Origin of the sequence: Aquimarina aggregata, assembly GCF_001632745.1 — a bacterium.
In the GTDB taxonomy this organism is placed as follows: Bacteria; Bacteroidota; Bacteroidia; order Flavobacteriales; family Flavobacteriaceae; genus Aquimarina; species Aquimarina aggregata.
The window spans coordinates 235,855-251,055 of the sequence record NZ_LQRT01000002.1 but is presented as its reverse complement, the minus strand read 5'-3'; the positions used below and the strand labels follow the sequence as shown (position 1 = coordinate 251,055).

The 15,201-nt window shown below is 30.6% G+C and carries 13 protein-coding genes; 2 read left to right on the top strand and 11 right to left on the bottom strand.

Annotated elements, in window-relative coordinates; translation table 11 throughout:
• Window positions 1–5: 5 nt before the first annotated feature.
• The 3 genes from AWE51_RS02885 to AWE51_RS02875 form a co-directional block, all read right to left on the bottom strand.
• Entirely contained in the window at window positions 6–794 is a 789-nt protein-coding gene (locus AWE51_RS02885) for a polysaccharide biosynthesis/export family protein (protein WP_066309181.1), read from the bottom strand.
• 89 nt (window positions 795–883) lie between these two features.
• Window positions 884–2,821, bottom strand: coding sequence for a polysaccharide biosynthesis protein (locus AWE51_RS02880; protein WP_066309179.1), 1,938 nt, complete (start codon window positions 2,819–2,821; stop codon window positions 884–886).
• On the bottom strand, window positions 2,818–3,951 hold the full coding sequence (locus AWE51_RS02875; protein ID WP_066309177.1) for a DegT/DnrJ/EryC1/StrS family aminotransferase: 1,134 nt from the start codon (window positions 3,949–3,951) through the stop codon (window positions 2,818–2,820). The genes AWE51_RS02880 and AWE51_RS02875 overlap by 4 nt, the downstream gene beginning before the upstream one ends.
• Window positions 3,952–4,632: 681 nt before the next feature.
• Here AWE51_RS02875 and AWE51_RS02870 point away from each other — a divergent pair.
• Together AWE51_RS02870 and AWE51_RS02865 are read left to right on the top strand one after the other, a co-directional pair.
• Window positions 4,633–6,084, top strand: a complete 1,452-nt coding sequence (locus AWE51_RS02870) for an MBOAT family O-acyltransferase (RefSeq protein ID WP_066309174.1) — start codon at window positions 4,633–4,635, stop codon at window positions 6,082–6,084.
• A 16-nt stretch (window positions 6,085–6,100) separates the two neighbouring features.
• On the top strand, window positions 6,101–7,066 hold the full coding sequence (locus AWE51_RS02865; RefSeq protein WP_066309172.1) for a hypothetical protein: 966 nt from the start codon (window positions 6,101–6,103) through the stop codon (window positions 7,064–7,066).
• Window positions 7,067–7,096: 30 nt separating this feature from the next.
• Here AWE51_RS02865 and AWE51_RS02860 read toward each other — a convergent pair whose 3' ends face one another.
• From AWE51_RS02860 to AWE51_RS02825, 8 genes are read right to left on the bottom strand one after another with little or no spacing between them, the layout of a single operon-like run.
• Window positions 7,097–8,245 carry a GNAT family N-acetyltransferase gene (locus AWE51_RS02860; RefSeq protein ID WP_066309165.1) on the bottom strand — a complete coding sequence of 383 codons (1,149 nt, stop codon included), beginning with the start codon at window positions 8,243–8,245 and terminating at the stop codon, window positions 7,097–7,099.
• On the bottom strand, window positions 8,242–9,330 hold the full coding sequence (locus AWE51_RS02855; protein WP_066309164.1) for a GNAT family N-acetyltransferase: 1,089 nt from the start codon (window positions 9,328–9,330) through the stop codon (window positions 8,242–8,244). The genes AWE51_RS02860 and AWE51_RS02855 overlap by 4 nt, the downstream gene beginning before the upstream one ends.
• Window positions 9,331–9,368: 38 nt before the next feature.
• Window positions 9,369–10,961: an FAD/NAD(P)-binding protein gene (locus AWE51_RS02850; protein ID WP_066309161.1), complete on the bottom strand. Its 1,593-nt coding sequence runs from the start codon at window positions 10,959–10,961 to the stop codon at window positions 9,369–9,371.
• Window positions 10,962–10,966: 5 nt separating this feature from the next.
• A complete protein-coding gene (locus AWE51_RS02845) occupies window positions 10,967–11,611 on the bottom strand; it encodes a NeuD/PglB/VioB family sugar acetyltransferase (RefSeq protein ID WP_066309159.1) in 645 nt (214 codons plus the stop codon).
• A 37-nt stretch (window positions 11,612–11,648) separates the two neighbouring features.
• Window positions 11,649–12,254, bottom strand: coding sequence for a sugar transferase (locus AWE51_RS02840; protein ID WP_066309157.1), 606 nt, complete (start codon window positions 12,252–12,254; stop codon window positions 11,649–11,651).
• A 55-nt stretch (window positions 12,255–12,309) separates the two neighbouring features.
• Window positions 12,310–12,552, bottom strand: coding sequence for an acyl carrier protein (locus tag AWE51_RS02835; RefSeq protein ID WP_066309154.1), 243 nt, complete (start codon window positions 12,550–12,552; stop codon window positions 12,310–12,312).
• Window positions 12,553–12,562: 10 nt separating this feature from the next.
• Complete coding sequence (locus AWE51_RS02830) at window positions 12,563–14,059, bottom strand: AMP-binding protein (RefSeq protein ID WP_066309150.1); 1,497 nt, start codon at window positions 14,057–14,059, stop codon at window positions 12,563–12,565.
• Window positions 14,060–14,082: 23 nt separating this feature from the next.
• Window positions 14,083–15,192, bottom strand: coding sequence for a hypothetical protein (locus AWE51_RS02825; protein ID WP_066309149.1), 1,110 nt, complete (start codon window positions 15,190–15,192; stop codon window positions 14,083–14,085).
• Between the last annotated feature and the right edge of the window lie 9 nt (window positions 15,193–15,201).

Sequence of the window (15,201 nt, the reverse complement as noted above, 5' to 3'; positions counted from 1 at the left end):
TACTTTTATCTTGTGGCAAATGTAACTATAGATAAAGCAAGGCCAACTACACTTATTACAACACCAAGTATATTATTTCGTTGCACAGATTCTTTGACTCTAGCTTTATTCGGTTCAACATAAAGAACATCATTTTGAGCTAAATAGTACACTGGTGATTCAAAAATAGATTTAGAAGTAAGATCTACTCTATTATATGTATTAACTCCATCACTCTCTCTTATGATCATGACATTATTTCTCTTTCCTCTTATCGTCATATCGCCAGCCATTCCGAGAGCTTCTATTAGTGTTACTCTTTCATTAGGTATAGAATATGTTCCTGGACTAGAAACTTCTCCTAGAACTGTAAATTTAAAATTCTTAAGTCTTACGCTTACTATAGGATCTTTGATATAAATTTTTAGTTTTTCCTTAATCATTTCTTTTAGCTCTATACGAGTTAATCCCGAAATTTTCAAGGTTCCTAAGACAGGAAAATCTATATTCCCATCTTCATCAATTAGATAAGTTGGTTCTGGTATAGCTCCCGACCCTGCACTTGCTCCTGCTTCTCCTGTTGGTGTAGCTATTGAGGCTCCTTGCATTAAATTAAAAGGCCTAGCTGCATCCATATCCGTTGCAGAAATAAATATGCTTACAATATCATCTACCTGAAAAATAGGGGTAAAAGAATTACTAGATTTTATTTTTTCTAAGTTTTCAGCATTCTGAAAATAAACTACATCTGTTGGAGTTTTACATGAAAAAAAAGAGATCAATAATACAAAGAATAACAAAAATCTTGATAGCATATGACTAATACATTAAAAGTATACATTATTAATACCGTACAAAGGTATAACTTTATTTAAATTAATAATAGGGGTTTTTCTTTTACGGCTTAAATAAGTACTTTTTCTTTTTTAACAACTTTTGTTGTGTTATTCATCTTATCTATACTCTCAAATGTAGAATTGTTTGATATGTATTCCGGAACAATCTCTTTAAGTTTTCCTACTATTTGATGATCATGATTAAGTAAATTCATAATACATAAATCATCTATTTTATCTTTAATATTTGCACAGTTATTATCTGTGTCATCAAACCTGCTAATCATTATCTTTTTATGATAAGTTGGCAGTGTATTTTCTGTATCAGCTAATAACTCTTCATACAGTTTCTCTCCCGGTCTTAAGCCTGTGATTTTAATATCGATATCATTTGGATAATTTAAACCAGATAATCGTATCATCTTTTTAGCTAAATCAAAAATCTTTACAGATTCACCCATATCAAAAATAAAGATCTCGCCACCATTACCCATGGTTCCAGCTTCGATAACTAATTGTGAAGCTTCAGGAATTGTCATAAAGAAACGAGTTACATCTTTATGCGTTACTGTTAAAGGTCCTCCTTTTTGGATTTGTTTCTTGAATAAAGGAATCACAGAACCATTTGATCCTAAAACATTACCAAATCTAGTTGTTATAAACTTAGTCTTACTTGTTTTATGAAGGCACTTGATATACATCTCTGCAACTCTTTTAGTTGCCCCCATTACATTGGTCGGATTCACTGCCTTATCCGTAGATACAAAAACAAACTTATCAACTCCATACTCAGACGATAAATCAGCTAATCTTCTTGTTCCAAGAACGTTAATTTTGATAGCTTCACAAGGATTTGACTCCATTAAAGGTACATGCTTGTAAGCAGCTGCATGAAAAACCATGTTCGGTCTATATTTCTGGAATATAGTTTCTATTCTTTGATGATCTCTAATATCTGCAACTATCGGTACAAATTTAGTAATTCCTTTGCTTAGTAATTCTTGCTGTAGGTCATATAAAGCGGACTCAGCTTGGTCAACAAGTATTAAATTACTGTAATTATAATAAGATGCTTGACGCACTATTTCACTACCTATAGAACCTGCTGCTCCCGTTATCAAAATTACTTTATCATTAAGCTCTTTCTTAATATTCTGATTTTCCATATTAATAGGAGCTCTTTCTAGTAAATCTTCTATTTGTATCTCTTTAATCTGAGAAACTTTTAATTTACCATCGATCCAATCGTTTACTGCGGGTATAATCTTTACTTTAACTGACAATTTCAGTAAATTATCAGATATTTGTGATAATCTCTTTTTACTAATATGAGGAATTGATACTACAATCTCCTTAATATTATTTTTGGTAATAAAACTTTGTGTAAGTTCTTTAGAAGAATACACTTTTATACCATTTATTGTTTTTCCATTTTTTCTAGAGTTATCATCCACAAACCCAAAAACAGATAATGATCTACTAGAATCATTAGTTATAGCTGCCAAAGTAATCAATCCTGAATCACCAGCACCATAAATTAAAATCCTAGAAGTTTCTCCAATCTTTGATTTAATATAATAATAGCAGTACTTAAATATCAAACGACTTGTAGTTAGTGTAATGATATTTAACATATAGTGTATGCAAATAATTGAAACCGGAATGTTTAACAATTCAGGCACCAATGCAGATCTACTAGATACCATTAAAAATGATGTAAGTGCTATAATCACTGTTACTGAAAGAAACAAATTATAAGCATCTCTCATACCTGTATGTCTAACTACCCCTTTATAAGAACCAACTAGTAAAAAACTTACTGCTGCTAGTCCTGCTACAACTGGTAGTTGATAGATTAGATTACTTGTATCAAACTTTAGTGTAATTCCGAATCGGATCACATATGCCAAGAAAAAATTAAACATAATTATGGCTACATCAATTGCTAGGACTAACCATTTTGAGGCATGCTTGTGCGAATTATTTATAAGGAAATTCTTTATCATTTCAATACTTTTTTAATTACCGATACGATTCTATACAAATCTTCTTCTTCGAGGTTTGAGCCACTAGGCAAACAAAGTCCTCGATCAAATAAATCATCTGAAATTCCATTAAGATAAGTCGCACAATCTGCAAACACAGCTTGTTGATGCATAGGCTTCCATAATGGTCGTGATTCAATGTTCTCATCGGCTAATGATAACCGTATCTTCTCTCTTAGTTCATATGAACTAGTTTCTATACAAGTAAGCCATCTATTGGCAAAATATCCTTGAGGTTCCTCCAAAAACTTTATTTCTGATGAATTTTCAAGGTGTTTTTTATAAAAATCAAAATTTCTTCTTCTATTAGCTACATGGCTATCTAACACTTGCATTTGACCTCTACCTATACCTGCAGTAATGTTACTGATCCTATAGTTATATCCTATTTCAGAATGTTCATAATGCGGAGCGTTGTCTCTTGCTTGTGTTGCTAGAAAGATTGCTTTCTCCCTATGTTTTGGATCTTTAGAAATTAAGGCTCCCCCTCCCGAAGTAGTGATTATCTTATTGCCATTAAACGATAAGATTGCAATATCTCCAAAAGTACCACACTTAACACCGTGATATGTACTTCCAAATGCTTCGGCACTGTCTTCTAGTATAGGGATTCTGTATTCTGAGGCGATACTATGAACAGCTTCTACATTATAAGGCATCCCGTATAAATGTACTGCTACTATAGCTTTTGGTTTTTTACCTTTAGCAATTCTATCTTTTATTGCTATTTCAAGTTGTTCTGCGCAAATATTCCATGTATCCCTTTCGCTATCTATAAAAACCGGCTTGGCTCCAAGATAAACAATTGGATTAGCAGAAGCGGCAAATGTCATACTCTGACATAAAACCTCATCTCCTTCTGAAACTCCTAAAAGTTTCAATCCTAAATGTAGTGCTGCTGTTCCCGAACTTAATGCCGCTACATGGACATCATTACCTAAGTAGGATTGTATATCCTTCTCAAATCCGTCTACGTTTGGCCCTAAGGGCGCTACCCAATTTGTTTCAAAGGCTTTCTTTACGAAATCTTGCTCTGTTCCACCCATATGCGGCGAAGAAAGCCATATCCTTTTTGAATCAATTGCATTCATATTCTCCCATTAAAAATGAACAATAATTCTGGACTGATTATAAATCAACTATTGATATATAATCAAATCCTTCTCATGACAATCTAAATAAAACGCTGGAAGAAGGGGGTAGAAACTTCCTAATTTTTGTATTACTTCTGTACTATTATTTTCCGATAGCTAAAATAGTTTAGTTAAATCAAATATCAACTTAAATCTTACTTTTTTAGACAGAATACTCAAAAAAAACGTTTAACGGCTAAAATTGCAAAAATTACTCAGTATGAATACGTTAAACCCGTAAGAAAAATATTATACCAATAATGAAATTTTACTAGTAATACTACATAAAAAAACACTACAAATTTATTTTTTCTGATTACTAAGGTCTAAAAACATGCTATTATTTTCATGTAATTAGTTGCGATTATAAACCGTCATATTGACATTACAATAATACCCTAATTATCATGGAAAAACCTCAGTTCTATCACTCATATTCAAAGGGGGATTTCCCCCTTTTAAGATTAAACAATCACCCCTTCCTGACTGATTATCAATAAGAAATAAAAATTGAGTAAATAAATTTTGATTTATCTAATTAATTATATAAAATTTATAACTTAAAATTTATAGAATACCTTCAAGTTATACTCGTCTATAAATTCTCTTTACAAATTAGCACAAATCAATTATCTATAAATGGTATTTAATTCTTTAGATTTTTTAATATTCTTACCAATAGTTTTTATATGCTATTGGTTTCTTTTTTCTAAGAAAATTAAAATCCAAAATTCATTCTTACTATTGGCTAGTTATTTGTTTTATGGATTGTGGGATTGGAGGTTTTTATTTCTCATTTTTGCTAGCACATTAGTTGATTTTATTATTGGTCAGGCCATATATAACAGTAACTCGGATAAAAAGAGAAAAACGTGGTTATGGTTTAGTGTTATTTTTAATGTAGGGCTACTTGGCTTTTTTAAATATTATAATTTCTTCATTGATTCATGGGTGGATTTTATTTCTGTTTTTGGATATGACCTTAAGAGTTCTTGGACGCTACAAATTATTTTACCTGTAGGTATTTCTTTTTACACTTTTCAAACCATGTCATACTCTTTAGACATCTTCTATAAGAGATTAAAACCAACAAAAGATTTTATATCATTTGCCACATTTGTAAGTTTTTTCCCCCAGTTAGTGGCAGGACCAATTGAGCGCGCTTCTAATTTATTATCACAAATAACAACTAAAAGAACATTTGATTCTAAACAATGTATTGAAGGTTTAAAGTTAATTCTTTGGGGAATGTTTAAAAAAGTAGTTATTGCAGATTCTATCGCTCCTATCGTTGATGATATATTTGCTAATTATACAGACTATCCTGCTTCTACATTAATTTTAGGAGTATCTCTTTTTAGTTTTCAGGTTTATGGTGATTTTAGTGGATATTCTGATATTGCCATTGGAACTTCTAAGTTATTTGGTATAGAATTAATGTCAAACTTTAAATTCCCTACATTCTCAAGAAATGTTGCAGAGTATTGGCAACGATGGCATGTATCTCTGTCTACATGGTTTAGACATTATATATACATACCCTTAGGGGGAAATAGAGTTGGCAAGATCAAATCTATTAGAAATATTATAATCATCTTCTTGGTAAGTGGATTTTGGCATGGTGCAAACTGGACTTTTATAGTATGGGGAGCAATACACGCTGTTCTATATATCCCTGTATTTTTAATGGGAAGAAACCGAATTTACATGAATACTGTTGTTGCCGAGAATCGATGGTTTCCATCATTGACTGAAATAGCTCAGATCATACTTACATTTTCATTGGTCACATTTTCTAGAGTGTTTTTTAGATCAGAATCTATTACAGATGCCTTTGGCTTTATTAAACAAATAATTTCTAATTTTAATTATGAAAGCTATCAACACCCTTTAGGGTATCGTATGATAGATTATTTTATTTTACTCGGTCTTTTTACAGTATATGAATTTAGAATTAGGAGAGATGAAAGAGCTCCCTTTAAGTTTAATTCGAAGATTGTACGATTTATAACTTATACCCTAGTTATTTTAGGGATGCTATTGTTTTATGACGATCGCATCGACCGATCATTTATTTATTTCCAATTCTAAAAACTATAACCGTTAAATGAAAAAAATAATCATCAAAAGCATTATATACCTTTTTCTAGTAATCATTGTACTAGAAGGTATTGTGCGTGTTTTTCATTTAGGAAAAGATACCCCTACTCGATTTCTAGATTCATACGAAGTTGAAAAATGGGTTCCGAATCAAAACGGTTTTTCGGTAACCGGAAACAGAAGACAAAACTTTTCTGAATATCATATTAATAAATCTGGGTTTAATTCTTACAGAGAATTTATCCCAACTAAAGAAGGTATTGAAATTGCTTTAGTTGGTGATTCTTTTATTGAGGGTTTTCATCAAGACTATTACAATTCTATCGGAAAAAAAATAGAAAAAGAAATCCCTGAAATTGAAGTCTATGAATACGGGTACGCAGGATATGATTTTGCAGATCAGTTACATCTTATCCATTCATACAAACAACAATTTGACCTTATTGATAATGTGATTTTAGGAATTAAGTTTTCTAACGATTTAACTCGAGGTGAATATCAAGTCGCTACCGGGAGATTATCTCTTGAAAGTCCTATAAATAAATTATTAAAGAAAAGTAAATTATTAGTTTACTGCAAGAGTATCGGAATTTTAGACCCTCCTCAAGAATTATTGTATCGTATAAAGACTTTAGCACGACCTAGTCAACCAAAACAATCTATTAGTAAAGAAGAAATACTAAAAATTAAGCAAAAGAAGGAAAAAAAGTATTTAACAAATTTTGAGCACTTAATTTCCAAATATGGTTACGATAAAAAGAGGTACACCCTACTTCTAGATTCAAGAATAACAAGTCCTTTATTTATATCTTATTTACAAAAACATAACTTCGATTATATCGATTTTGCACAACTTTTTGAAAGCTCTAAACACAATACTACTTTAGTATATGATAGACACTGGAACAATCATGGACGAGAGCTTATTGCAAAACTAATAATAGAGCATATTAAGAAAAAAAACAACCCATAATCTGACTTAACAAAAAATAAAGCATCACTCTTAAAAAGCAATTTTTTGCATCTTAGATTTACCTAAAATCAGATATGTTTTCTCTTCTTTTGGCACTTCAACTACGCTTACATCTTTTACATTTTCAATACTAGAATACAAAAAATCAAAAACATTATTTCTCAAGAAGTCATATTCCTTTGTTGTAAAATCAACACTAGGATAATCCTCATTATATTGAATATTCTCTATAGCAGACGCTTTAAAAGTAGGCTCTATTTTATCGCTTTTTTTACGTTTTGATTTGTATTCTTTATACTTAACATAAGCTAGCTTAAAAATAAATTCTTTTACACTCACTTTCATCATCTCTAAACTAGCCTTAAAAGAAGCTATTATTGATTTTTGAGGATAGATTACCTGATGTTCAAAGTTATAAATATGATTACACCATTCTCTTTTATAAGTGAGGTCGCCCATCCCCATTTCATATGAAACATGATCGTTTGCTAAACACCAATCTAATTTTTTATATATCTCTACACTTCCCAAACTAAATTTACCATAGTCAATATCATATGATGAGATAGCACTAAACAATCTCTTTTCAAAATGATGATTCAGCGAAACTACAATGGGAACATTATTTTCTAAAACAACAAATAAAGATGCCTTTTTTTCATTGATCAAGGAAAAATACATCTCTTTGTATCGATCCCATTGCGTAAGAGTCTGACTTACATCATTACGTTGTTCGAATCTTCTAACCAACATCTCGTGCAAGCAATCCATAAAAACATCATACTCTTCTTGTTTTATGTTACCATAATATGTTTTGTAGGAGATATCAAAACAGGTTTCGAGTCTTTTAATTCTTCTTCGGATACCTTTTGCATTACTTCTGAATCTAAATTTTATATATGCGTCTGCACTTTCAAAACCATCTAAAAAGATAGCATATCCTTTAAAAAATTGATCTACTTTTTTTAGTTTGAATAACTCGGTACTATAAATAGGCTTTAAATAATCCGGAATAAAAAAAACTGAATATATTTTATTGAGACCTTTTATCTCATTTTCATCATAATTAGGATTAGCAATAGTATCCCTTTCTTCTGCCCCCTCTATCCCCGAAAAAAGTTTAGGAATCGAACTATTTTCAAAAATTTCAAAAAAATAATCTACATGATCTATTTTCATACACTCATTCTATAATATGGAAAGAAATAAGATTGCAAATCTTCTTTATTTAAGTTTGCATAATCTTTATTAGAACTTAGACATAATTCATCATACACCTTCTTATTAACTACCTTTCTACCTGTATAAAAGATAGCATCTTGGTCTTTTGGGAAAAGTGATTTTTTATTTTTATACAAACCATCACCATCTTTCATACCACCTCCCAGAACATAGTATTTCATTTTATTTTCTATAGCCCATTCAATAACTTTTACCCTTAAAAAATCATTTGGTCTATAACTAAAATATTCTGCGTTTGTACCTCCTAAAAAAGCAAAAAATGTTTCATTATAATTAATAACTAATTCTACAGAAATTGGTATATCATTATAATAAACAATTGGTATCGAAAAATTATTGACGTTAGATAGTATTAAATCTTTGAAATAATCAAAGGAGAAAAAATAAATAGGATCTGCCGAGTTCCGATTCATTGTCTCTACATAAATATCATTGAATATTTTTATGATTTCTTCTGTAATTTCTTCTTTATGATATACTTTAAAAGTTAAATCATAATTTACTGCTTTTCTAAAGTTATTTCTCACTTTTGGTAAAAACGCCGTCCACTGATCTTCAAAGTTCTCTAAAAGACATCCTCTAACATTAGAAAGTGACTTAATAAGCGTTCCTGAATAGCTGCCAGAATTTTCGTTTAGACTAAACCGCACAAATTCTGAGATTACATTATTTTCTGAATACCATTGATCTACACACGCCCAAAAACAAGAAAGATCATCCTCAGTGATAGAATCATCAAATAAAGGTCCACTATAACCATAAGGACTTATTACATCATAGTACGGATAATCTTTTCCCTTAACATTAATTTCTCTAAAGACAAAAGGCATTAAAACGATAGGCTTCTCGTCTTTTTCTAACAAAAAATATTTCAAAGTATCTGATTCTTTTTCAAAATACTTTAAATGCTCTATAGCGTAGTACACGTTATTATTCCATTGTTCTCTTAATAGTGACTTATACTCTAATATATCAGAACTTTCTTCAAGGTTTTTAGTGTGTAGTTTGTAGTTTTGCTTCAATGCTTTTAGGGTATTAGATTAGACATAGGATTTAATTGTTATAGGGGGTGTTTATTCAATTTATTATTGTTAATGAAATAATCATTCATTTTTTTTGACAACACATGTGACAACCATATGATTCTTCCACAATGTTCTAAATGCCAAACAGCTTTTCCTTCAAATATGTTTCCTGCAACTAAAGGTCCAGTTATATGCAAATTTTCAAAAGATTCTAAGGACTCATTTACTTCAAAGCCAATTTTAGAATCATTTGGTTTACAATAGCCTTTTGCTATCATATTCTGTAATAGCTGTGGTATATCTTTTTGCGTTAGGTTTGTACTTCCAACACAGTTAATTACAAGATGTATCACATCATCGTATATTTTCTTTTGACCCGAAGCAGTATCCAAATATTCTAATTGGTATAGGTTTGCGTCGTTTTTAAAAATTGATTCAAACCTACCTGCAATGTGATCAAAATGTTTTTCGTTTTTTAATTCTTCTACAGTTTTTGAGTAGTGAAAACCTGCACATCTTTGTCTTCTTCCAATTTCATTTCCATAAACACAGGCAAATTTCTTGAGTTCTTCTCGATTAAGTTTACCTAGTAAAGCACCAAAAGATTTTGAAATAATTTCTACCGTAGACGCTGCTCCCAAATTAATTTCTTCTGCTTGATCTAAATCTTTAAAAGTAGCATCTGCTATACTTTTTGCAGTGAGATCATTTTTTTCTTTTAATGATTGTAAATTAAAAGGAACATACTCTTTTTTGCGTTCTTTATCTATAACTGCATCAGGCAATAATCCTTGAGTAGAAAGAAATGTAAACTTATTTATATTTTTCTTAATATCATCTAAATCGTTTAATTTGTAGAGCATTTCCAAACCACTAGCATTTGCTCCTACAATTAGAGCGTTAATCTTTTTACTAGATTGTTTCGTAAAAAAAGTATTTATTCTGCTCAGCACTTCACTTAATTCTGGCTCATAAGGTTCATTTACAAAAAGTAAACTCTCTTCTTCTATTATCTTCTCTTGTTTCCAAAGATGATTAACCGGCAAAGAACCTACCGATAGTACTACCTTTTCGGATCGTATAGTTTCGCCATTTTTTAAGCATAGTTTATATTGGTCATTTATTCTTTCAAGATCAACAACTTCTCCAACAATATATTCTACAGCAATTAGTTGTTTTTTCTGAAACTCTTGTAGTCTATTTTTTACTTTTTGATCTATGTATTCTCCAAAAAATCGACGAGGAATAAAAAGGTCTTCCCATTCGTTATTTTCTATTTTTTCTTTATGAGTAGAAATCCAATCTTGTGATAATAATCCACCATCAGTTTTTAAGCGATCTATTAGCCATTTCTTATTTTGATTAAGCCATAGGATAAACTTGCTTAATTCTGGTTCTGGCAAAAAGTTTTTAAGAGAGGTTATAAGGTGAACTGAAAAACCAGACCTTGCACCATAGGGAATACCAGTATGAAATTCTTTATACTTATCAATAATACTGATATTTAACTTTGTTGTTTCTTTATTACTTTCTAAAAGATCTAAAAAATGTAAAATAGTAAACGACGATGAAATACCTGAACCTATAAAGGTAATATCCGATATTTTTATTTTAGTTTCAGACTGCATGAGTACTATGGTTGTTTGGTTTTAATTACTCGAGCTGGATTACCCACTACTGTAGCATATTCTGGAACATCTTTAATGATCACAGTACCTGCTCCTACTAATGTTTCTTTTCCAATCTCTTTTACTCCAGTCATTGCTGTGACTCCCATTCCAATATATGCATTTTCTCTTACATTTATCAAAGCACCTATATTTACTCCAGAAGACATAAAGACTCCATCTTCTAACGTTACATGATGTGCAATAGTACTATCCATATTAATCATAATGTAATTACCGATAGTAGTATGTGGCATAACTATATTACCTGCAAGCATATACACTGCTTCACCTATAGTAACATCTGGCGCAATAGACACTGTGTGGTGTAAAAAACCAGGGATACCATACCCCTCTTTTTTTAAAGTTGATAAATACTCTGCTCTTACAGAGTTAACCCCAATAGGACAATATACATCTTGAATTTTACTTTTGAAGTCTTCTAAAAACAAGTCTTTATATTTACCCAATACAGGGATCCCAATTACTTCTTTATTTTCTAGATCAGGATTATCATCGATAAAGCCAATTATATTTACTCCTGCCTCTTTTAGATAAGAAGCATAAACTTGGCCCTGTGTTCCTGCCCCTATGATTACTGCATTTTTCACTGGTTATAGTTAAGGTTTTAGTGGTTTAATTTATTGGTCAATTATTGCCTGTAAAAGTAGGCATATTTAGATTTTCACCGCTATTAATGTCTTCCTTAAAAAAGACCTTTTTTATGGTTAATAAAATTATTTTAACATCAGTTTTAAAACTAACATTTTCTGTATACCAGACATCTAACTTAAATTTTTGATCCCATGATATGGTATTTCTACCATTTACTTGAGCCCAACCTGTTATACCTGGTCTAACATTATGTCTTTGTTTTTGAAAATCACTATACAAAGGTAAATACTTAATCAACAAAGGCCTAGGACCAATTAAACTCATATCTCCTTTTAATACATTAAAAAGTTGCGGTATCTCATCCAAAGAGTATTTTCTTATAAATTTCCCGACTCTAGTAATTCTTTGTTCAAAGGGTAATAATTCTCCATTCTCATCCTTTTTATCATTCATACTTTTAAACTTCATGATCTTAAAGATTTTTTCATTTTTACCAGGACGAGTTTGAAAAAAGAAAGGTTTTCCATTATTAGTTACGGTTAAAAAAATCATTAAAAACAATAGTATTGGTGAAAGCATTACAATACCAATAAAGCATAATGAAAAATCTAAAAAACGCTTTATAAATGGATTATACATATATTACTAGTTTTCTTCTTAATCTATTATTTTAAAGTCAAAAAAATCAAAATTATTATTCTAACTCTGAAGTTATTGTATTTAAAAGGTCACCTACATTATTCATATTCATCAAGTCCATAAGTTTAAATTTTATATTAAACACTTTCTCAACCTCTGTAATAATCATCATATGGGTTATCGACTCCCAACCATCCACATCATTTGCTGTAGTATCATCTGTAAGTTGAAAGTTTTCATGCTCTAATACAGATACAAAAGCTTCTTTTACTTTAGATAAAATTTCTTCTCTACTCATTGTTATTATTTTAGTTTATATCAAAATATGTTTTCAATTCTTTTCTATTAATTTTTCCATTAATACTATGTGGAAATTCTTTAACAAACCTAGTGTGCCCTGGAATCATATAATCTGGCATTTTTGTTCTCATATAATTAAATATTTCTTCAGTATCAAAAGACTCTCCTTCTATAGCCAATCCTAATTCTGCATTACCCAGGTTATTAGGAATATCTAAAGCCACCATATTAACTTTTTTAGGCGATTTTACTTTTGCATGAAATTCTATTTCTGCTAATTCTACTCTATAACCTCTAATCTTAACTTGAAAATCGGCTCTACCAGCGTATAAGAAGTCTCCATCCTCATCCTTAATACATAAATCTCCGGTCTTATAATATCGTACTTTTACACCATTTTCTTCTCTATTAAAAAAACTAATGGCATTACGCTCTTCATTTTTCCAATACCCAGGAGTAATTTGTGGTCCAGCCAAACATAATTCACCTGTAACTCCAATAGGAACTTCTTGATTCTTATCATCCACAACAAGGTATAAAGTATCCTTTTGCGGAACCCCTATAGCTATAATTCCATTATTGGCTTTTTGATGTGTTTCTTTATGATATGGATAAAAACCACTGTAAACCGTAAACTCTGTTGGCCCATAGTAATTAAATATCTTACAATTTGGTAGGCAATCACTCCATTCTTTTGCTATATCACTATGCAATGCTCCTCCTCCAAAACTACAGTAACGTACATCTGGAGCATTTATCTCGGGAAAGTATGGCCTTAAATAATTAATAATAGACGGAACCATAGTAAGCACCGTTAGCTTTTGCTCTTTAATAAGTTTGAAAATATAGAAGTACTTAATTGTATTTTTTGGTATAGTATAAATACACGCTCCTGCTAATAACGGAAACAAATATGTAACTACAGAAAAATCGAATGTAAGTTCAAACATCTGCAAACATCGATCAGACGGAACTAAATCAAACTCTGGTTCTGCATCAATAGCGTTAACTAATGCATCTACATTATTAAATGTAATAGGCACTCCTTTGGGTTTTCCTGTTGTCCCTGATGTAAACAGAATGTATGCTAATTGATCTCCAGAAAAGTCTTTTACTTCTAGGTTTATTTTAGTATCTACTAAAGTTTTTGTGGCTATTACTGTATGATCTGTATAAATAGAAATATTAGAAGAATCTAGTACGTATTTAGTTTCTGTTGATTCAAAAACCTGAATATTTCGTTCTATTGGTGTTGATGGGTTTACAGGAACATACGCTTTTCCTTCTAACCATAACGCTAATATACCGGCATACGTTTGCAGGTCATCATTAGTTACTAAACCTATTAACTTTTCTTCATCTTCAACCGTACTTACAATTGCAGCTCTAATTTTTGAGATTTCAACAGCAAAATCATTATAGGTATAAAAAACATTATTAATGCACAATACATTATGATCCGAATGTTTCTCTATTGATCGTTGTAGTTCTTTTACAAATTTCATATCGTGGTTAGTTATACTAGTGTTTAATAAAAGTGTCCATCTCTATTTGACATATATGCATTTTCAAAATCTAATTCAGTATTATCATGTGCTAATGCCTTCTTATTAACTTTATGGGTAAAAATGGTACGATATCTCTTCGTTATATTATCCGACAGCTTGGTGTCGTCTGTAAAGATAAAAGTTGCCTTATGAGCATTAAAATTCTGAATTAAAGCATCCACACACAAATCATAATACTGCTCTTCTTTCACTAAAAAATATTTTGCATTAAACTCATTAAAATTTATGATATAAGATAAGAAACCTATTAGCTCTCCATCTTTACTAATTTTAAGGTTATGAATATGTATGTTATCACTAATTCCTGTTTGTAGTGCAGTATAAGGGTGTTTACCCAAAACCGGAACTTGTGTATATTGGTTATTATTAATTTGCCAGTTTACATATTCTTTTGTTTTATAAATCAAATCATCAACACATAATGGCGCTATAAAACTCCATGTTTCATCATCTATTTGAGTAACATAATCATAAGATAAAGATGCCGTTCTTTTCTTTACTTTAGATGTATTAACAAATTTTACAAGGGAACCGACGAAAGCGTCTACTTTATTTAAAACAAACCTAAAAGATTTTAAAAATCGAAATCTACCTATAAGCATAGAAGCGTCTACGCTAAAAAATATAGTATGTCTTAATCTAGAAGTTATTACTGTAAATGGTTGCTTCTCATAAAAAGCATTAACATTTTCTGCATAAGACTTTATAAGCACTCGTTTACCTGTTAAGTTTACTGCTTCATTATAAATATATGTACCAAAAACGGTATCTTTATATGATGAATGTACCCACCAAGATATCATCCAATACACTTTAGTATACTCTTTATCTTGATTTTTGTCTTTTGCTTTTAGAAAGTCAGGGAACATAAAAATGAAAGAAATCATTTTTTCATCTTCGTACCCTAAAACTCCACAATAATCATCATCTTCAATTCTGGTATTAGCAACTAACCAAAGTGCTTTACTTTTGGGTAATGGTGCCAAACCATCTTTCCAATATGTATTTTTTTCAATTCCATCCCTCAACATTTTCTTAGTTAAGGCAATTACTTCCAAATTTTTAGCCATTTATCTTTA

Coding starts and splice junctions, on each gene's coding strand:
- AWE51_RS02870 (WP_066309174.1), top strand. CDS start 4,633: ATGGTATTTAATTCTTTAGATTTTTTAATATTCTTACCAATAGTTTTT.
- AWE51_RS02865 (WP_066309172.1), top strand. CDS start 6,101: ATGAAAAAAATAATCATCAAAAGCATTATATACCTTTTTCTAGTAATC.
- AWE51_RS02840 (WP_066309157.1), bottom strand. CDS start 12,254: ATGTATAATCCATTTATAAAGCGTTTTTTAGATTTTTCATTATGCTTT.
- AWE51_RS02880 (WP_066309179.1), bottom strand. CDS start 2,821: ATGATAAAGAATTTCCTTATAAATAATTCGCACAAGCATGCCTCAAAA.
- AWE51_RS02875 (WP_066309177.1), bottom strand. CDS start 3,951: ATGAATGCAATTGATTCAAAAAGGATATGGCTTTCTTCGCCGCATATG.
- AWE51_RS02850 (WP_066309161.1), bottom strand. CDS start 10,961: ATGCAGTCTGAAACTAAAATAAAAATATCGGATATTACCTTTATAGGT.
- AWE51_RS02830 (WP_066309150.1), bottom strand. CDS start 14,059: ATGAAATTTGTAAAAGAACTACAACGATCAATAGAGAAACATTCGGAT.
- AWE51_RS02885 (WP_066309181.1), bottom strand. CDS start 794: ATGCTATCAAGATTTTTGTTATTCTTTGTATTATTGATCTCTTTTTTT.
- AWE51_RS02835 (WP_066309154.1), bottom strand. CDS start 12,552: ATGAGTAGAGAAGAAATTTTATCTAAAGTAAAAGAAGCTTTTGTATCT.
- AWE51_RS02825 (WP_066309149.1), bottom strand. CDS start 15,192: ATGGCTAAAAATTTGGAAGTAATTGCCTTAACTAAGAAAATGTTGAGG.
- AWE51_RS02860 (WP_066309165.1), bottom strand. CDS start 8,245: ATGAAAATAGATCATGTAGATTATTTTTTTGAAATTTTTGAAAATAGT.